A 17,511-nucleotide genomic window follows, 5' to 3' on the forward strand; every position below is an offset into this window, starting at 1 on the left:
CTCGTCAAAAGCCTATGATGTAGCCGGAAAGAGCCCGGCCCGGCAGCGATATTTCGCGTGCCGCAACATGGAACTCCCTGAATGCCTCCGACGGTACAAATCCGTTAAACTTGAAAAGATATTGCTCGTTCTGTCCCGGATTCACAAGACGAGCCTTGTATTCAACCTCACCAACTCTGACCATTAGAGCATCCGAAGGCGACAGGGCCAAGGCATCGGAACCCGGTTTTTGCTTCAAAACAAAATAATGCACCTTTTTACCCATCGCTACGTCTGGCGCGGCCAATGTAGCGCGGCCTGTGATCTTCAAGGGCATTTCCGTCGAAACAAACTGTAACCCACGCATGTAATAAAATTCCATGCCATATGCATGGGGAATAAAGGGATAGCGTTCTTCAAGTAACGGACGGGTTTGTTTCCACATAAAACTGGGCAGATAGCCAGTATTCCAAAAATTCCATGAAGATATGCAGTAGCTTGTTGCACACAGCGCCCATATCAAGGCAATACTAATTTTCTCATATCGGTTGCGCAGGCGTTGCACCCAAAATGCGCACGAAAAGAGCGCAAGTAGGATGACAGGGAAAATCATTCGCTGGCTCCACTGAACTGCGAAAATATCTTGAATAAAATAACGTTGATAAAGAAAATCGACTGAAATTGCGCCATACAGCGAAAGCAATGAGGATGCGGCAAAAAGCCCCAAAGTGACAAGCCTGATCCATTGTCTGTTTCTGCAGAACGCAACACAATTCGCCAAGATAGTTCCAGCTACGGCCAATCCGGATATAAAACAAAGTGCATTTGCAGCGTTGGGCGGCAAAATGTGGGCCAGAGGGCACACCAAACCATACCCAAGAAAGATGACGATTTTCTTCCCAAGAAAAAACAATAGTCCCAGAAGATTAGTCTTGTCTAAATGGTGTGCGAATTCCTCCATGTAGGAGTAGTGAGTTATTGTAAACCATGCCTGGAAAGCATACAACACTAGCAGATATACCAGCAGCCCTGAATGGGCATCCAGTGTGCGGCGATGGCGGATGCACCGAGATATGCGCATGAACAGAATGCCCAGAAAAGCAAAGCCAAAAACAAAAAATACGGGTTTGCTGAACACCGCGAACGGAGCAGTCACGCAAATAACTACAATTTCCCTGGAAGACAGGGCCTTTTTGTCAGATAGGGCAAGAAAATAAAAAAGTAATATAAATACAAGATAATAACCTTGGCTAAACACCATATAAAAATCTTGTATTGGGAGCAAGTAGAGATAAAAGCATAAAGCAAGCCTCACTTTCCATGAAGCTATAAGAATATCAAAACGCTTTGTCAGAAAAAATGAACTACAAAGTGCTGCAAAAAACCAGTTAAGTATATTTTGGACCTGTGCGAATTCGTCAAAAGCCTTTAGCCCTTTTAAGGCAATAACAGCACAAAATTTATTTATAAGATTAATATAGTTGCTGTCGGGCATCATAAAAAGTTCAAAAAAACTTTTTTCTGCCGCATGTAAATATATGGATACTTCTTCATTGCGAAGGACCGCAATATCAGCCGGATTAACAATAAAAAAACGCAATGCTGTAAGCAGCACGCTTAGTGAAACAATCAGCGCTGTGGGATTGTTACGCATTTTTTGCACAAAGAGGAAAAATGTGTGCATGCGCCAGACCTGCTTAAAGCTGTCAAAGGTGATGAGTTTCTATAGGAACGGTCGTGGTATTTAAAAACCATGCTCACTGTTCGGATTAAAACAGCCACAGGTCGGTTTCATCTGCACCAGATAAAAACAAAACAACCATGAAGAAATATGCAACCATCATGCTGCATCCGCCAGATGTTTGCATGCCCATGGCGGCTGGGGGATGTTGCACCAATGCAGAGCTATCCCGGTCAGAAGCAGATGCATACCGGGGACAGTCAAGCTTTGTGCCCTGAAGGTGCAACTCCTCCAGCCTCAAAACTCCTGCTTCAAAAAACTGAGGGGCGCAATAAAGATTGCGCCTCTACACTATATACTTATCGCACAAGCGTTGCGCCCAAAATCCGGACACGTTCACGCCAATAATCAAGCAAGTCCATCATCGTTTGTTCAAATGGAATTTCAGGTTTCCAGCCTGTATGGCTGGTAAATTTTGACGTATCGGGAACCTGAAGATCCGCGTCAATGGGACGCAAACGATCATTGTCCGTTTCCACCGCAATATTCTTGACAGTTGAAAAACTCAGCAGCGTTTGCAGCATATCCTTTACAGAGCAGACATGCGTACCACCGATGTTGTAATAAGCTCCACAAACAGGATTGACAGTCACCAGCATGTAGTAGGCGCGCACCGCATCTCTAACGTCAGCCCATGTACGAAGTGAATTCAGGTTGCCTGTTTTTACTACAGGGGGAATCAGGCCCGCTTCAATGAGTGCGATCTGTTTGGCAAACGTGGATTCGGCAAACACGTCGCCCCGACGGGGGCCGGTGTGGGTGAACATGCGGGTAGTCATAACCATCATGCCATAAGCTTCCGCGTAATAACGCCCAACCAGGTCAGTCCCAACTTTGGAAATGGCATATGGGGAGGCGGGATGGAATGTGCATTCCTCATTGATCGGCAATTTTTCCTTGGGGACTCGACCAAACACCTCCGAAGAAGCGCACACGTGTATGACCGGGGAGCAGCCGGGAGTGTGCCGAATCGCTTCCAGAAGGCTTGTGGTACCAAGAATATTCGTGTGCAGAGTTTCAAGAGGCGCATCAAAACTGGTACGAGGAAAACTTTGCGCGGCCAGGTGAAATACATAATCCGGTTGTGCATCAGCGACGGCTTTTTGCAACGACATGGGATCGTTCAAATCACCGTACAGCAAAAAAATTCTGTCTTTCTGGTTGATTCTGCCCAGGTGGTCATGAATATTCTCCAGCGGGCTGCGCCAACGCAGAAGGCCATAGATATCCCAATCTGTATTCTTGATAAGAAAATCAAGGAGGTGCGATCCCACCATTCCCGTTATACCGGTGATAAATGCACGTTTCCTAATCATGCAAAGCTCCTTTGTGCTTTCTGTAAGCTTCTCCCAGCGAACTCGGAGAACGCTGCAATATAGAAGTCAAAAGCGAGACATCAAGTGCAATTCTGCGCGGGCGCGACGAAAAAAAATTATCCGGAGCAGCCACTTCCCTATACTGCAGTGAGTCATCAACGGCGTTGGCAAAGGCCTCGGCCATTTGCCTCCGGGAAATACACTCCGCCCCGCCCACATTTACGGCTCGAGGCAAAACTTCACCCCGGCATCCCATTGCGGTCAAGGCGCAGGTAGCCGCAATAACGTCGTCAATCCACACCATATTACGCTCATATCCTTCAAAAACTTCCGCCACTTTCCTGGTTTTCGCACAATCAATGAAATAACGGGTTACACCATCCCAAAAAGAGGTGACATATGACAGCCTTAAGGCGCAAAAACCTGTTGCGGAAGAGAAGCGCCGCTCAATCGCCGCCTTCATCTTGCCATATTCTTCAGTAGCAAGCAGTTGCGAATTTTCGTCCAGAGTGCATTTTTGTTGTCCGTACACCGTATCTGACGAGAAAAAAATGACTGTCGTTTTTTTCTCCAGAGCTTTTTCAATCAGGCGGCCTGTGTTTTCAACATTAACCAGCCATGCTCCCTGTGGATCTTTGCGACATTGATCGGGTTTTGACCACGCCGCCGGAAAAATGAAGACATCACCGGGGCAAAACCAATCGCCGTCAGAGTCCGACAGGTTTTGCAAATTACAGGTCAGTTGTCCCTTGCCGGGTGAACCTGATATCCGTTTGGCGTCCAGGGCGGCAAGAGCCGGCCACAACGCCCGGCCAATCCCGCCGCCCATTCCGTTTACATATATGGCCATTGCTTAATCCTGGATGAATGCCATTATTTATCTGTCATATTGCAGCATTTGGCGAGCAAGGGGCCCAAAATTGGCGTTCTGACAAGCCATTGCCGAAGTTTGGAGGGTGGTTCTTTCTGCGCAAAAACATCGGCAGGCTGCCAAGGCACAACCATAATAACGCCCTCATTGCTCTCAAGATAGGCCCCCTCCGGGGTGGGGGTTTCTGAGCAAACGGACTGAAAACCGATTGGATAAAGCCTAACATGCTGTCCAAAAACTTCGTAAATGGCCTTGTCAACTCCAACGCCGTCCCAAGTAGTATAGCGTAAGGTAAAATCATGAAAGATAACGCCATACATGGAAGGCAGGACTTTTTTCAAGGTATTGCAATCTTTGAGACAGCCAGCGTAGCTATGATCTGCATCAATAATTGTTGCAATTGTATTTTGTGGAAATGACTCTGAAGACACAAAACTTTCATAATCCATGTTGTAAAAGGAAGCTACATTGCCATATCCCAATTCATAGACCAATTTTTTGGTTTCTTCCAAAAGTTCCTTATCATAATCAATAACATGCAGCTTTTTACCAAGCTGCTGGCATAAATACGCGTATTGAACAGTCAAGCCGCCTTTGTAACAGCCGACTTCTACCACATTGTCCCCACGGAAGGCGTTAGACCTTATAAAAAATAAAACCGCATCCTGGTAAGCTGTCTTTGTCTGGGATGCTGATCCTCTTTTCGTAATAATATTTCTGAGTTCAAACAGCTTTTCCTCGGATAAATTTGGATATTTCATTGGGAATTGAAAGCCGGACGCTGATCTGTCAGGCTTGCCGATATCAGTCGTCTTCTCAAAATTCTGCTCAAGCATCTCCCGCCTCCTTATCAATCCACAATCCCGCTTCACGTAAAACCTGCTCAAACTGCCTTGTTCCCGCTTCTACGCTGAACTGGTTTTTAACCAGATCCTGTCCCGCCTGTGAGAGCTTTTTCCAGAGCTCCGGATCAGCATGCAATTGCAGCACCGCCGCGGCAAAATCCGCGGGTTCGTCAGCCACAAGCGCCTGCTCGCCAGCGTGTATGCCCATGCCTTCAGTTGCAATGCTGGTGCATACATTGGGAATGCCGGCTCCCATGGTTGTGCCGATTTTCCCCTTGATGCCCGCGCCGTAGCGTAAAGGAGCCACTGCAATACGAACCGAGCTCAATAACGGGTCAAGGTTTTCAACAAAACCTTCGATAATGATGCCGTCCTTACCATGCAACTCCTGAATTTCAGGCGGTGCGTAGTTGCCGACGACATGGAAGAGCATGTCCGGCGCATGTTCTCTTACCAGTGGCCAAACTTCCTTGGCAAACCAGAGAACAGCGTCAACATTGGGCCGATGCCCGAACACACCTATAAAAATAACCCCGGTTCTGTTCTCAAAAGGCTGAGGCCGTTCCACGCACTTGGAGTAAAGACATGTGAAGGAGGAAATCGGCGTGGAATTGCCTATTTCCGCTGTGATAAATTCTTTTTCCCTGTCGCTGATAACGACGAGGTGATCCACTTTGCGAATTAAATCCAGCTCGGTTTTTTTTGTGGCGGCGGCCGCTTTCAGCATTTTTTTGTCGTGCGCGAGCTCGGCTTCGCGCTGTTCACGGACAAAGCAGATATCCGCAGCGTGAAATATGATCTTTGCCTTGGGTGACACAGATCTGATTATCGGAACAAGTTCCGATGCCAGCCCCATTGGCTGCAAATAAAATTTGGAGAAACGATGGCCGAATTTTTTCACATAATCCGCGCTACTGCCATGCTGTTCCGGTACATAATCCAGAATAACTCCCAGTCGCCGCAGGTCATTGGCATAGCGATCCGGCCAGGGCGCCCCCCAGGGCAGGAACGTCACGGTATAGCCGAATGAAACCAGATCCTTCAGCAGATTAAAGGTTGTCAGATCTGCCGCAATCATATCATGATGGGGAACTCTGGCGTCCGTCACAAGAATCCCACGTGGTGATACGGGAATGGTCCCCAAGCATTCCTGACCGAACGCAAAAATACTGGATAACCCCCATTTTCTGATGTCGCCGGCCAGAGCCGGAATTGACCGCGCCTTACGCCGTAAATACACGGCTAAAAGAAAAGGCTTTTCCGTCAGAAACCTGATAATGGCATTCTGCCGCTGTAACCACTGATAGCTGTCTTCAGGAGAAAACAAGGCAGAACCCAGGAATGATTTCCCAAAAGCTTTTATCTTTTGCAGCGTCCGCCTGGGTTGCATGCTTTTTATCTGCATGACGCAGGCCAGTGGAAAGAGCAACATCAGGCACAGCACTTTTACACTTTTTGACATAGGCCGAACATCACGCGACGTCAGGGCGATGACACGATTCCCGCGCGGATCAATGCGGGTCAAACAGGTTCTGCGCAAACCGCAAGGCAATGCCGAATACTCATGCAGCCCGGCCTTGACAATCCGGCGGGCGTAGTCAGCGACTATTAACGACAATTCACCGATATCCTCAGCGTGATATCTGTCCAGATTTTTTGAAAACATGGGTTCCGGCTCAATTGCCGGGCAACTGAAATGCAGAAACCGCAACGGAACGTCAGACGCAAACCATTGCGCGCCGCGGCGTGTTGCCGGACGCTGATCAATGTTCCAATACGCAACATTGTAGCCATCATGGCGGAGGATTTTGAAATTATCTAAAAAACATGGAAGCAGATCCATCCATTTCTGATCGCCAAACAAACCGGCGGTAAAGTCTTCATAGCAAAAATGGACTAACCAGTGCGCCCACCAATCCAATATGGCGCGACTTGAAGTTGTGTTGGCAAAATAAGCAAACCCCATATTATAAGCGCCACATTTGAGCATGGTCAGATCAGATGTCCTCCCATCGATACTGGGCCTGCTTAAATGCGGCGTCAGCACAATTTCCACTCCGTCATTGACAATCTCTTCAAGTTCTTCCATAGGGGAAACGACATAAATGTCGCTATCCATATAGATTACACCTTCGATTTCGTCATGAGAACGGCGAAAGATTTCTCTGACTGCAAAGGGTTTCAGCGCCACGCACATTTCAGTGTTGGTATAGCGCTCCAGCATATTGTCTAATTCGGGAATGCCAAGCTCCACCGCTGGAATGACTTCCACCTCATCGCCACAAGAACAATCTCCATTCAACGTATCCAGCAAGATCACGTAAAGAGACATGTCTGGATAGTTTTTTCTTATAGAGTCGAGTAGAACACGCGCGAAAGGAATATATGAGCGTGTAACAATAGTTACTGTCGCAATTTTTTTGCTGAACGCCATCTCAAGGCAACCTCATTTTATGATATAGTATATAATTTTTTCTAATCGTATCTTCACTAAAGCGCTCAATAGGGAAACAGAGCTTTTTTACTTTGGAGCTGATCGTTTTTGATGCGACGACAGCAAAGTAAATAATATGCTCAAGGCGTCTCCCAATATTGGGTTCAAAATAAAAAAGTTTTTCAAAAAAGTTCCAGACTTACTTTTTTGTAAGGGTGTAGCGGCAGATTATTATGCAAAAATTATTTTGCATTGCTGCCATGACGTTGCGATGCGCGATATTGCTCAAGTACATAGGAGGATTCTCCTTGCAAAACAATTTCACCTTTATCCATCCATATGATGAAATCGCAATGTTCAACAGTAGTTAAACGATGTGCAACTATAATGCATGTAACTTCATCGGATAAATGCTGTATGGTGCGCTGTATGCTGTCTTCATTGGCTTGATCCAAAGCACTGGTGGCTTCATCAAATATAAGTAGTTTGGGATAAGTATACATTGCACGCGCGATGGATACACGTTGGGCTTGCCCGCCTGAAAGCCCGGCTCCATTCTCGCCAATAGACTGCTCTAAACCGAGCGGATGATTGTCCACAAAGTCAATAGCCGCTTTTCGGCAGGCATCACGAACCCGTTCTTTGTCCCACGGCTTGCCCCATTGGCTGAACGCAATATTCTCCGCCAGCGTTCCCGCAAAAAGAAAAGGGGTTTGCGGCACATAACCGATAAACTGGGCGAATGCAGCTGCCCGTGAGGGGGTCAAGGGCTGCCCGTCAACCATAATTTTCCCGCCGGTTGGCTCAAGAAGTCCGCTAAGCATTCCCACAAGAGTGCTTTTTCCTCCTCCGGACGGCCCGATGATGCCCACTTTCTTGCCTACAGGGATATCAAGTGTCAGATTCTTCAGGCTGTCCTTTTCCGCTCCGGGGTAACGGAAGCAGACGTTTCGCAAGGAAAGGCATCTGACAAAACTGAAATTTTCATCAGGAGTCGGTAGCGCCGCGCGTGGCTCATTTCGCAATTTTTCCAGTAATTCCAGTACGGCCATTGCCATCGGATGCACAGAGCGGATTGTCACCTGAAAGCTCACTACCCTGTTGGCATAAGGCATGACACGCCAAGCCGTGAGCAAAAGCAAGCCAAGGGCCATGGTTATTCGAGGGATGTCAGCTTGTTCAATAAAAACAAGATAGAATAGCGCAATAACCACAACGCCGAAAGCAATGCTCTCAAGCACCCAGGTAGGAATAGTCGGCGCGATCGTGTTAAAAACACGAGCTGACATTCCTCGCTCTGCAGCCCTTACAACAGACTGGAGAAAAACCTCCTGCTGCCTGTAGATAAGGACATCGCGTATCCCCCTTGTCGCACATAGAATTGCACGTGTTTCATCTTGTACGCTTTCAGCCATGCATAGAGCGGATTTATCAACGTTTTGGCGAAGAAAGCGGTATAACATAAAACCGGAAAAGCTTAAAAAGCAGATAACGATAGTCGTTAGGGCAGGTTCATGGCCTACAAGGCTGAAGAACAATATTATCACAGTCAGCATGCAGGCATACATCGAAAGCTGAGAAATGAGCATCAAAGCCAACTGGCTACGCCATTGCATACATTGAAAAGCAGATGAACTTTCCGCTGACAAATGCCACATATAGTTACTGTAAAGAAATCGCTGCATAATTTCTTCGCCGAGATCAATTGAAACGCGCTCACTCAAGCGAATAGTCGTCCGGCCGGCAATGTAGCTGACAATATTCTTCAATGCAGAAGCAGTCACCACAATACAACCAGCAATAAGTAGCAAATATCGTGGGTTTTGCCCCCAGGCTTTGAGTTGCGGCGACAAGAAATATAATCCCTTAAAAATATAATTTTCATTAAGCATGGTCGGCGAAGTCAAGGCCGCACCGAGATATGTGAGGGTAAGTATAAAAAAAAGTTCCAATGCAGACTGAAGAGCCATCAGCAGAAACAACAAATAGGTTTTTGTTCTGTTGCGGGGCGAAATGGTTGACAATATACGCCAAAAATCTGCAAATAGGGGCGAAAATACTTTCTTCATGCTTCCTCAATAATATCAGCGCATACTATCAAAAAATACCGAAAGCTATACATAGTGAGATGTATTGATAGATATTCGTCCGGGCAATGTCACTCTAGGTGTAGATGCCAACACGTTGTTCATGCTCACAGACAGTTTTGAAGATGTCCTCTTGGAAGTGTCATTCATGCAGGCATGCAAGTATTCCCAACCTGGCGCGGACTTGCCGCGTTACCGCTTTCCTGTGCCCGACTCCGCCAATTTTGCCAAGACATTTCATGTCCAGAAGAAGCATTTGCCCGCGATTTTTCCATGGGTCAGCGCCGAAACCGGCTCCTTTCTTCCCTCAGAGAATAACGCCGGGAACAACCACGCTTCTTGATAAGGTGTGAAGCAAACTGCTACGTCCCAGACACCGCCGTAAGGCAATCACATCACCAGTGAGTGGCTCCTTGGTCAGAGCCGGCACAAACCGAATTCATATTTCGTCAGCTTGTTCCGGCAACGTCTGGCCGGGAATTTTCATCAACAAGATCCGCAGAGTCTCCATGACGCTGACTGTTCGTCCATTTTGGGCCAGTTCGCTGGTTTACCCCAAATCCTGCCGGCACTAGGGCGGTAGAAGACAGAACTTATCCGCGAATTATTTTTCTCGGCCTCTGGCCGTCAGTTGGCATTTTTATAGCTGTCCTCGCTACCGATCAGGGAGAGAGCGAGCAACCTATCAAAACCTTACACTGAAGTAATTATTGAATATGACCCCTCATATCATGCCTCTCTCTTAAACGCTATCCTTGGTTTACAGGCATCTTACCGGAACAGGTGTAGCCAACGGATCGAACGCAGCCGGTCTTGCGGGCAACGCAGCGTAATCTGGGCCAGATTGTCCGTTTTGATGGTCCCCGGGCGGCGGAGTTTCTGTGGTGCAATTCGGGTTGCCGGGACACTGGAATCCGTGCCGGCTGCCCTCGGCCGATATCTGACCCTGCGCGGGCGTAATACCGCAGAAAGATTGTGTGCGGCCTTGGCCGTCGAAGACGCCGCGAGCGGTGATAAGAAGCGTCGGCGTATAAAAGCGGAGCGCGCTCAGGTTGCGGGAAGAGCGTTCTCTGATGCAACCTTGATGCGAAACATGTGAGTTTGGAAGTGAGGGGAAGGGGGGGAAGCCGAGTATCAGGCTCGCTTTATTAGATTTTTGTTTGGTACCCGGAGCCGGGCTTGAACCGGCACAGCCAGAGGCCGAGGGATTTTAAGTCCCTTGTGTCTACCAATTCCACCATCCGGGCATTGTCACAGCAGCAAGACGGGCCGTTGCCAGCGTCAGCGCGCCGACCTTCAGTTCTCATTCTCCGTGGTGCCCGCTGATCCCGCCGCGTCGGAGGCAACAGGCACGCGCCAGGTTTTCAGCCCCTGAGGCGGGTCTACGGGCACGGGGCGCTCTTCTTCCTGCCACTGGCCGGGCTGAATCCAGTAGACATGCAGGGCGGCCAGACTTTTGTCCACACACAGCAGACGCCCCGTGACGCCGCGCGGCAGCAGGGCCGCCGCCTCTTGCGCGATTTTGCGGTAGACGTAGAGCTTGTGCGTCTCAAAGGCGCACTGGCACATCAGCGCATCGCCCAGCGGCGTAAAGTCCAGGTGCGCGGCGCCGGCCCGCTGCAGCAGGGCTTCCAGGTCGGCGGTCAGCGTGTTTTCCACGTCCAGCAGTTCTTCGTAGGTCAGGCTTTCGTCGTAACTGAACTGCCCGAAAATTTCGCTGCGATTCTTATCCATAGCGGCCTCAATCTGCCGGTTTTATATGTCAAAGCCCGGCATTAGGCAACACGGTGACTGGTCTTGCCGCCGGGAAGCGGTTATATACGGAGCAGGCCGCGTATGGCGGTCCTGTCCTGAACTGGAGGAACTATGCGTTTCCGGGATGCGTGCATATTGGCGTTTTGCCGTCTGGGCGTGGCCGGTCTGGCCCCCAAGGCTCCGGGCACCTGGGGCACGGCCCTGGCCTGCCTGCTGGCCCCTTTTCTTTTTCTGCCTCTCGGCATGGGCGGGCGGGCGCTGGTCTTACTGCTGCTCTTCGTGCTGGGCGCGCTGGCCGCCACACGCGCGGAAAAACTGCTGGGCCGCAAAGACCCCGGCGAGGTGGTCATCGACGAACTGGTGGGCGTCTGGCTGGTGCTGCTGCCCTTTGCGGAACCGGGCTTCTGGCTGGTGGCCGCGGCTTTTGTCTTTTTCCGTATTTTCGATATCGCCAAGCCCTGGCCGGTGCGCGCTTCTGAAAACTGGTTGCCGGACGGCTTCGGGGTCATGCTGGACGACGTGCTGGCCGGGCTCTGGGCTTTGCTCTGTGTGTGGGGCCTGCACTGGGCCGGACTGTTCTGAGAATGCAACAAGACGCCGGTGGCCGTGTTACGGGCGCACCGACGGAATCCGGCGTAGGAGCTGGGGAAAAGTGAAGTAGGGAGAAGCGCCGCGCCCGGCGTTTTACTTCATGCGATAGGTGATGCGGCCGCGTGTGAGATCGTAGGGGGAGAGTTCCACCTTGACGCGGTCGCCGGGCAGGATGCGGATGTAAAATTTGCGCATTTTACCGGAAATATGGGCCAGCACTTCGTGGCCGTTTTCCAGTTCCACGCGGAACATGGCGTTGGGCAGGGCTTCCTGCACCACACCGTCGACTTCTATGGAACCTTCCTTAGCCATGGGGCCTCCGTAAAAAACGTGTATAAACGGCGAACAGCTTCACAAAAAAGCCCGCACCTGTCAACCGGCGTCGCCGGACGCGTTCAGACCCGTCCGTGCCCGTCCGGCGTGGCGTCTCTGCGCAGAAGCAGCCACAGTCCGGCCAGAATCAGCGGCAGACAGAGAACCTGGCCCATGGTCAGCCAGCCGAAGGCCAGATATCCCAGTTGGGCGTCGGGTACGCGCACGAACTCCACCATGAAGCGGAACAGTCCGTAGCCTATGGCGAACAGGCCGGACACCGCGCCGGGCTTGCGCGGTTTGCCGGAATAGATCCAGACCACGATGAACAACGCCATGCCTTCCAGCAGCGCTTCATAGAGCTGGGAAGGGTGGCGCGGGTACGGGCCGCCGCCGGGAAAGACCATGGCCCAGGACGCGTCGCTGACCTTGCCCCAGAGTTCGCCGTTGATGAAGTTGCCCAGACGGCCGAAGAAAAGGCCCTGCGGCACCAGCGGAGCCACAAAGTCCGAGACCTCCAGAAAGGACTTCTTGCGGCTGCGCGCGAAGTACCAGAAGGCCCCGAGCACGCCCAGCAGGCCGCCGTGGAAGGACATGCCGCCGTTCCAGATGCGCAGAATTTCCATGGGATCATGAATATAGACCGGCAGATCGTAAAAGAGCACATAGCCCAGACGCCCGCCAAGAATGATGCCCAGCATGACACAGGTCAGCAGATCATCCACATCGGCCGGTCGCCAGCCCGAACCGGGACGCGACGCCCGCCAGCGGCCCAGAACCCAGCCCACGGCGAAACCGATGAGGTACATGAGGCCGTACCAGCGCAACTGGAGACTGCCGATGGAAACGGCGACGGGATCAATGTGCGGCGCAATCATGCGGGCAGTTCCGAAGCGTTGAATTCTCTGCTTTTGCCGCCGCTCTTGTGCAGCAGCCGCACCCGGCTGATGACGATGTCGCGCTGTACGGCCTTGCACATGTCGTAGATGATGGCCGCGGCGCTCTGGGCGGCCACGATGGCTTCCATTTCCACGCCGGTGTTGCCCACGGTGCGGGCTTCGGCCTCAATGCGCACCTGCGGCGGCATGTCGCGCACTTCAAAACGGATGTCCGCATAACTCAGATTCAGACTGTGGCAGAGCGGGATCAGTTGGCTGGCTCGTTTGGCCGCCATGATGCCGCCGATTTTGGCGCAGGCCAGCACGTCGCCCTTGGGCAGGGCCGATTTTTTGAGCAGCTCTAGGGTGGCCGGGGCCAGCTCCACCACAGCCTCGGCAACGGCCACGCGTTTACTGGGAATTTTGTCTCCCACATCCACCATGGTTACGTTGCCCTGGGCGTCCAGATGTGAAAACGTACGTTCCATATTGCGCATCCTTACTGAGAGGCTATGATTTTTGCCAATCCCAACGACGAAGCCGTTCTCATGGACTGGTTCCTGGCACATACTGCAAGTAGAGGCCGGGCGCAAGCAGTGGGGAGCCGGTCATGATCGCCGATCCGTTCTCAACGCAGCCCCACCAGCCATTCGGCAAGGGTGGGGGGCCGGGGGGCGCGCGGCCGCTGCCAGTGTGAATCACGCTTGCTGTCTGAAAAACGCAGACGCTCGCGCAGCAGGCGCGGTTCTCCGTTTGCCGCGCCGGGCGCGGCTTCCGCCGGAGCGGTTTCAACCATGAGCTGGAAAGGAATATCCGCGTGGGGGCGCAGGGCCATGAGTCTGCGCACAAAAGCCAGGCCGCTGCCGAAGCGCAGATCGTAAAACAGAAGAGCTTGCGCGTCCTGGACGCCTGGGGGCGTTTCCGGCGCGTCCCCGGCCCGTAATGGAGACACGACCGGCAAGAGTGTGAACTGGAAAAACGATTCGCAGGTTACGGACTGGCGGGAAAGAGCCGTGACCTGCGCGACGGGCGCGGCCTGATGTGATGTTTCGGGCGCGCGCGGCCGCCCCAGGGCGTCCAGGCTTTGCTCCCGCACCCGCATGCCGTCCTGGCTTTGCTCTTCAAACAGGACCCGCCAGAAAAAAGGCGCAAAGGCGTCGGGCAGCACGGTCAGATGGCTGACCTGACGGTTTTCGGCTTGCAGACGGGCTTCGGCCTGCGCCGCGTGCCGGGCGTTGAGCCCCACGCCCAGGGCCGGATAGACGAAAACCCAGGCCAGGGCCAGAAGCATGAGCCCGCGTCTGCGCCGCCAGCGCCAGACGGCCCAGAGCAGGGGCAGGGTAAGCAGCAGGTCGATGATGAAGACGCCGTTGAGCCGAACCCGCTCGTGCGAGAAGGGCAGGAAAATCATGGTGCCGTAAGTGGTCACCACATCCAGCCAGATGTGCATAAGCACCATGGCGCAGGTCAGCAGCCAGACCTTGCCGAAACTCCAGCGCCCCGGTGTGGAAGCCCGCCAGAGCGGATAACAGCAGAGAGCCAGCAGCAGGCCGAGCACGGGCATGGCGGCCAAGGAGTGCGTGATGCCCCGGTGCAGCAGCAGAAATTGCAGGGGCGTGGAAGCGAAAACAATGTCCAGATCGGGCGAAGCCGAGGCCAGAGCGGCCAAGGGCACGGCCCAGCGGGTAACGGGACGGGACGGCAGGGCCAGCATGGCCACGGCGCCGCTGGCGGCATGGGTGACGGGATCCATGGACGCTTATTGCCGGAAGGGGCTGCGCTGTTTGGGCACGGCCCGGTAGGCCGGGTCTTCGGGCGAGGGCCGGCCGCCGGTCAGGCGATTGAAGCGGCTGATCCGCCAGTCCTGCATCCGGCTCATGACGTCAGGCCGGTTATAATAATAGAGCATGCGCTGGGTGTTGCTGGTCCCGGTCATGGGATAGCGCATCTGTTCCGCCGGAGGCGGCAACGCGCCGCGCTCCTCATCCGAGGAGGAACCCGCTCCGATATCCTTGGGGCCGCACCCCGCCAGCGCAGCCAGCAGCGCCAGTGCGGCAAACGCCATGGTGGCGGAACGGATTTTTTTTGCCAGAACCTTCATAGAGACAATATAGCCACGCGCCGGCCATCAGGCAAGGGGAACGCAACGGACCGGCGCGTTGCGCTTGCCGCCAAGAAGTTCTATATTTCAGCAGTCGCGCCGTAGTCGACGTGGTATCCCGGTTTCGTCATGTTCTGGTTGGGGAGTGTCATGGCAAAGGTTGGGCAAGCGCTGCGGCCGTTATCTATTGCTGGCTTTCTTGTATTGTCTTTGCTGCTCTCCTGGACGTGGGCGGCGGAGACCGCTCCGTTGCGGGTGGGCCTGGACAGCAATTATCCGCCGTTTTCCAGACTGGACAGGCGCGGTCACGGCGCGGGCTTCAATCTGGAGGTGGCCGAAGAGCTTTGCCGGGCCATGGGCCGCCGGTGCGAATTTGAATTCCAACCCCTGGACCGCTTGCTGGAAACCATGCGCCACGGCGGTCTTGATCTTTTGATGGGGGTCTGCAGCACTCAGGACCGTCTGACGTACATGGATTTTTCCCAACCGTATTTCCGCTCGCGTTCCGTCTATATCGGCAGGGCTGGCAACGGAAGTGACGGGCCGAAAGGCATGGTCAGGATCGGCGCGCGCGGCGGCAGCGTGCAGTTGGCCCATGCGCTGAGCCGCCGGGGCGACCGGGCGGTGGTGGCGCCGGACGAGTTCGGCCGTCTGCTGGACATGCTTTGCGCGGGCGAGCTGGATCTGATTCTGGCGAACGATCTGGCGGCCTACTCTTTTCTGCTCTCGGAGCGGGGGCAGGATTTTGACGTGTTGGGCGATCCGTTGCCGCTGGACTCGCTTCCCGGTCTGGTGCGCATCGGCGTGCGCAAGGACGAGGATGAGTTGCGTCAGGCGGTGGACCGCGCCATCCGGGATATCCGTTTCAGCGGCGCGTTCGGGCGGATCAACCGCAGTTATTTCCCCTACAGCCTGTATTGATGGAGCGGCGGCATGGATGCGGAACGCGAGCGGCCCGGAGGCGGGCGGGACATCGGGCGCATCGGCGCCTACCGTTTTCTGGCGCTGCTCATGCTGCCCGCCGTGCTTCTGCTGGGCGGGGCCGGTCTGGTCGTGTTTCTCAGCCTGGACTCTATCAGGGTTATTACGGATTCGCTGGAAGAGGAGCATCTGCCCGGAATTCTGAACAGCCAGCGCACCATGGACAACATCAATGTGCTGCGCAGCGAATCCGCCGTGGTCTTCATGGCTGAAGATCCCCGGCAGCGCCGTGCCGCCCTGCTCAAGGCACGGGCGCTGGTGGCCGAATCCGTGTTCGAGCAGTCCCCGCAGATCAGGGACGCGGCCAAAACCGTGCAGGATCTGATCCTGAAGCTGGCCGCCGCGCGCAAGCGCAGCGACGACGCCTCGGACAGGCTGCACCTGAATGAACTGCGCCTGTCCTCCGTGCTGGGGGGCCTGAAGCTGGCTCTTGGCGACGTACAGACCCTTGAACCCACGCACAATTCCCGCCACGTCACGTCGGCCGCCCGGGAAACGGACAAAGCCCGGTACGAACGGGCCCGGAAGAGCTTCGAGCCGGTGCTGGAACTCTGTCGGCGCACGGATCTCAGTTTCGCGCAGCGGGAAACCTGCTCCGCCTTTCAGCGGGATCTGCGCGTGGTGGGGCAGGCCTGGAATGAAAAAGGCGAGGCCGACCTGGAAGCCAGGGCGCTCTGGAAAGAGCTGGACGTCACGCTTGAGGATCTGAACAACGCCGCCTCGAACGAGGAATTCCAGCGCGCCTACGCGGGTATGGAAGGCCTGCGGGCCGAGGCGCGCAGCATGCGGATCGGCTTTTATGTTTCCATGGGCCTGCTGACCGCCATGCTTCTGGGGGGCGTCGCGGTGCTGCACCGGCACATCCTGTCGCCCATTTCCCTGGCCGCTCATGAACTGCGCCAGATCCGCTTCGGCAGTCCGGCCCGGCAACTGCCCCCGGTGCGTATCCATGAGCTGCAGCAGTTGCTGGATCTCGTGCCCAGCCTGCGCGTCTATCTGACGGAACTGGCCGCGCGCTCGGGCGCGCTGGAGCAGGAAAAGAACCGCTATGAAAGCCTCAGCCTGGTGGACGCCCTGACCGGCGTGGCCAACCGGCGCAGCTTCGACGCGCGGCTGGCGGAAAGCGCCCGCTGCGCCTCGGTGGGCATGCTGATGATTGATGTAGACCTCTTCAAAAACTACAATGATTCCCTGGGGCATCCGGCCGGCGACAAATGTCTGGCCGATGTGGCCCGGGCCATGCAGACGACGCTGTACCGCCACAACGACGCCCTGTTCCGCTACGGCGGCGAGGAATTTGCCGTCATTCTCGAAGATGCCACCGAGCGTCAGGCCTTGGCCGTGGCCGAGCGGATCATGTCCGGAATCCGCTCTCTGCGTCTGCCGCATCCTGATTCCGTGGTCGCGCCCCATGTGACGGTGAGCATCGGCGTGGCCGTGGCCCGGCGGGAGGAGGGAGGTTCCGGGGCGGACCTGGTGGCCCGCGCGGACAGCGCCCTGTACCAGGCCAAGGCCGGAGGCCGTGACCGGGTCTGCCTGTATGGGGCGGAGGGCGCGTAAGTTCACGGCTTGCCTTGCGCGCCGGTGCGGGCTATACTTTTAAATTCCTTTTTTATAACG

At 54.1% G+C, this 17,511-nt stretch carries 16 protein-coding genes and 1 tRNA gene; 4 read left to right on the forward strand and 13 right to left on the reverse strand.

Translation table 11 applies throughout. The features are described 5' to 3' along the window. Positions 1 to 4: 4 nt before the first annotated feature. The 6 genes from FYJ44_RS03505 to FYJ44_RS03530 form a co-directional block, all read right to left on the reverse strand. The gene (locus FYJ44_RS03505; protein WP_154509194.1) at positions 5 to 1,663 is read right to left on the reverse strand and encodes a hypothetical protein; all 1,659 of its coding nucleotides are present in this window, start codon (positions 1,661 to 1,663) and stop codon (positions 5 to 7) included. A 356-nt stretch (positions 1,664 to 2,019) separates the two neighbouring features. Then, entirely contained in the window at positions 2,020 to 3,036 is a 1,017-nt protein-coding gene (locus FYJ44_RS03510) for a GDP-mannose 4,6-dehydratase (RefSeq protein WP_154509196.1), read from the reverse strand. Further along, the gene (locus FYJ44_RS03515; RefSeq protein WP_154509198.1) at positions 3,029 to 3,886 is read right to left on the reverse strand and encodes an NAD-dependent epimerase/dehydratase family protein; all 858 of its coding nucleotides are present in this window, start codon (positions 3,884 to 3,886) and stop codon (positions 3,029 to 3,031) included. The genes FYJ44_RS03510 and FYJ44_RS03515 overlap by 8 nt, the downstream gene beginning before the upstream one ends. 23 nt (positions 3,887 to 3,909) lie before the next feature. Next, a complete protein-coding gene (locus FYJ44_RS03520) occupies positions 3,910 to 4,743 on the reverse strand; it encodes a class I SAM-dependent methyltransferase (protein ID WP_154509200.1) in 834 nt (277 codons plus the stop codon). After that, a complete protein-coding gene (locus FYJ44_RS03525; protein WP_154509202.1) occupies positions 4,736 to 7,186 on the reverse strand; it encodes a glycosyltransferase family 4 protein in 2,451 nt (816 codons plus the stop codon). Before FYJ44_RS03525 ends, FYJ44_RS03520 begins: the two co-directional genes overlap by 8 nt. Before the next feature lie 242 nt (positions 7,187 to 7,428). After that, complete coding sequence (locus FYJ44_RS03530) at positions 7,429 to 9,255, reverse strand: ABC transporter ATP-binding protein (RefSeq protein WP_154509204.1); 1,827 nt, start codon at positions 9,253 to 9,255, stop codon at positions 7,429 to 7,431. 64 nt (positions 9,256 to 9,319) lie between these two features. Between FYJ44_RS03530 and FYJ44_RS03535 the strand changes: the two genes are divergently transcribed. Continuing rightward, complete coding sequence (locus FYJ44_RS03535) at positions 9,320 to 9,616, forward strand: hypothetical protein (RefSeq protein WP_154509206.1); 297 nt, start codon at positions 9,320 to 9,322, stop codon at positions 9,614 to 9,616. An 818-nt stretch (positions 9,617 to 10,434) separates the two neighbouring features. Here FYJ44_RS03535 and FYJ44_RS03540 read toward each other — a convergent pair. Both FYJ44_RS03540 and FYJ44_RS03545 read right to left on the reverse strand, forming a co-directional pair. Next, a tRNA-Leu gene (locus FYJ44_RS03540) sits at positions 10,435 to 10,520 on the reverse strand. Positions 10,521 to 10,569: 49 nt separating this feature from the next. Next, complete coding sequence (locus tag FYJ44_RS03545) at positions 10,570 to 11,007, reverse strand: hypothetical protein (protein WP_154509208.1); 438 nt, start codon at positions 11,005 to 11,007, stop codon at positions 10,570 to 10,572. A 132-nt stretch (positions 11,008 to 11,139) separates the two neighbouring features. On the opposite strand from FYJ44_RS03545, the gene FYJ44_RS03550 reads away from it, so the two are divergent. Beyond that, on the forward strand, positions 11,140 to 11,610 hold the full coding sequence (locus FYJ44_RS03550; protein ID WP_154509210.1) for a phosphatidylglycerophosphatase A family protein: 471 nt from the start codon (positions 11,140 to 11,142) through the stop codon (positions 11,608 to 11,610). A gap of 102 nt (positions 11,611 to 11,712) precedes the next feature. Here FYJ44_RS03550 and infA read toward each other — a convergent pair whose 3' ends face one another. The 5 genes from infA to FYJ44_RS03575 all read right to left on the reverse strand — a co-directional run bounded on the left by infA (position 11,713) and on the right by FYJ44_RS03575 (position 14,910). Further along, the gene (infA, locus tag FYJ44_RS03555) at positions 11,713 to 11,931 is read right to left on the reverse strand and encodes a translation initiation factor IF-1 (RefSeq protein ID WP_006008898.1); all 219 of its coding nucleotides are present in this window, start codon (positions 11,929 to 11,931) and stop codon (positions 11,713 to 11,715) included. A gap of 83 nt (positions 11,932 to 12,014) precedes the next feature. After that, positions 12,015 to 12,809, reverse strand: a complete 795-nt coding sequence (gene lgt / locus FYJ44_RS03560; RefSeq protein WP_154509212.1) for a prolipoprotein diacylglyceryl transferase — start codon at positions 12,807 to 12,809, stop codon at positions 12,015 to 12,017. Further along, positions 12,806 to 13,297, reverse strand: coding sequence for a cyclic pyranopterin monophosphate synthase MoaC (gene moaC / locus FYJ44_RS03565; RefSeq protein WP_154509213.1), 492 nt, complete (start codon positions 13,295 to 13,297; stop codon positions 12,806 to 12,808). Before moaC ends, lgt begins: the two co-directional genes overlap by 4 nt. Positions 13,298 to 13,437: 140 nt before the next feature. Further along, positions 13,438 to 14,562 (reverse strand): metal-dependent hydrolase, encoded by a 1,125-nt coding sequence (locus FYJ44_RS03570; protein WP_154509214.1) that lies wholly within the window; start codon positions 14,560 to 14,562, stop codon positions 13,438 to 13,440. 6 nt (positions 14,563 to 14,568) lie between these two features. After that, a complete protein-coding gene (locus tag FYJ44_RS03575; RefSeq protein ID WP_154509215.1) occupies positions 14,569 to 14,910 on the reverse strand; it encodes a chemotaxis protein in 342 nt (113 codons plus the stop codon). A 204-nt stretch (positions 14,911 to 15,114) separates the two neighbouring features. On the opposite strand from FYJ44_RS03575, the gene FYJ44_RS03580 reads away from it, so the two are divergent. After that, positions 15,115 to 15,831: a substrate-binding periplasmic protein gene (locus tag FYJ44_RS03580; RefSeq protein WP_229772474.1), complete on the forward strand. Its 717-nt coding sequence runs from the start codon at positions 15,115 to 15,117 to the stop codon at positions 15,829 to 15,831. Between the two features lie 12 nt (positions 15,832 to 15,843). Next, positions 15,844 to 17,451 (forward strand): GGDEF domain-containing protein, encoded by a 1,608-nt coding sequence (locus FYJ44_RS03585; protein WP_154509219.1) that lies wholly within the window; start codon positions 15,844 to 15,846, stop codon positions 17,449 to 17,451. Positions 17,452 to 17,511 lie beyond the last annotated feature (60 nt).

The organism is Desulfovibrio porci, assembly GCF_009696265.1.
In the GTDB taxonomy this organism is placed as follows: domain Bacteria; phylum Desulfobacterota; class Desulfovibrionia; order Desulfovibrionales; family Desulfovibrionaceae; genus Desulfovibrio; species Desulfovibrio porci.

What these genes read in the sequence shown, in the direction of transcription:
- FYJ44_RS03505 (WP_154509194.1), bottom strand. Translation starts at nt 1,663, where the DNA reads ATGCACACATTTTTCCTCTTTGTGCAAAAAATGCGTAACAATCCCACA.
- FYJ44_RS03510 (WP_154509196.1), bottom strand. Translation starts at nt 3,036, where the DNA reads ATGATTAGGAAACGTGCATTTATCACCGGTATAACGGGAATGGTGGGA.
- FYJ44_RS03515 (WP_154509198.1), bottom strand. Translation starts at nt 3,886, where the DNA reads ATGGCCATATATGTAAACGGAATGGGCGGCGGGATTGGCCGGGCGTTG.
- FYJ44_RS03520 (WP_154509200.1), bottom strand. Translation starts at nt 4,743, where the DNA reads ATGCTTGAGCAGAATTTTGAGAAGACGACTGATATCGGCAAGCCTGAC.
- FYJ44_RS03525 (WP_154509202.1), bottom strand. Translation starts at nt 7,186, where the DNA reads ATGGCGTTCAGCAAAAAAATTGCGACAGTAACTATTGTTACACGCTCA.
- FYJ44_RS03530 (WP_154509204.1), bottom strand. Translation starts at nt 9,255, where the DNA reads ATGAAGAAAGTATTTTCGCCCCTATTTGCAGATTTTTGGCGTATATTG.
- FYJ44_RS03545 (WP_154509208.1), bottom strand. Translation starts at nt 11,007, where the DNA reads ATGGATAAGAATCGCAGCGAAATTTTCGGGCAGTTCAGTTACGACGAA.
- FYJ44_RS03550 (WP_154509210.1), top strand. Translation starts at nt 11,140, where the DNA reads ATGCGTTTCCGGGATGCGTGCATATTGGCGTTTTGCCGTCTGGGCGTG.
- infA (WP_006008898.1), bottom strand. Translation starts at nt 11,931, where the DNA reads ATGGCTAAGGAAGGTTCCATAGAAGTCGACGGTGTGGTGCAGGAAGCC.
- lgt (WP_154509212.1), bottom strand. Translation starts at nt 12,809, where the DNA reads ATGATTGCGCCGCACATTGATCCCGTCGCCGTTTCCATCGGCAGTCTC.
- moaC (WP_154509213.1), bottom strand. Translation starts at nt 13,297, where the DNA reads ATGGAACGTACGTTTTCACATCTGGACGCCCAGGGCAACGTAACCATG.
- FYJ44_RS03570 (WP_154509214.1), bottom strand. Translation starts at nt 14,562, where the DNA reads ATGGATCCCGTCACCCATGCCGCCAGCGGCGCCGTGGCCATGCTGGCC.
- FYJ44_RS03575 (WP_154509215.1), bottom strand. Translation starts at nt 14,910, where the DNA reads ATGAAGGTTCTGGCAAAAAAAATCCGTTCCGCCACCATGGCGTTTGCC.
- FYJ44_RS03585 (WP_154509219.1), top strand. Translation starts at nt 15,844, where the DNA reads ATGGATGCGGAACGCGAGCGGCCCGGAGGCGGGCGGGACATCGGGCGC.